The organism is Flavobacterium sp. FlaQc-48 (assembly GCF_044007335.1).
Taxonomy (GTDB): Bacteria; Bacteroidota; Bacteroidia; order Flavobacteriales; family Flavobacteriaceae; genus Flavobacterium.
The window spans coordinates 1-255 of record NZ_JBIPCR010000104.1 but is presented as its reverse complement, the minus strand read 5'-3'; the positions used below and the strand labels follow the sequence as shown (position 1 = coordinate 255).

Below are 255 nucleotides of genomic sequence, written 5' to 3'. Positions count from 1 at the left end.
CCTGAGTTTACTTTTGATTGTTGGGAATGGCTATAAAAAACAGGCAGAAGCATTAGACAGAGAAGTGTATAATTTTTCATAATCATTTTATTTTTTTAGAAGAAACGAGGGGTTGTCATCTTACCGTTGTTTTTGAAGAATTCATAACGCAGGAATATTTCATGTGATCCGGAATTGTAATTGTTCAGGTTGGTGGTTTCACGATCATAACCGTATCCCAAATAAAGCCCGTCTGTGATTTGAAAACCCACCATC

The 255-nt window shown here is 36.1% G+C and carries 1 protein-coding gene; it reads right to left on the bottom strand.

The window, feature by feature from the left end; translation table 11 throughout:
- Nucleotides 1–95: 95 nt before the first annotated feature.
- The coding region (locus ACHRWY_RS27755; protein ID WP_395359268.1) for a type IX secretion system membrane protein PorP/SprF at nucleotides 96–255 on the bottom strand (160 nt) is incomplete at its 5' end.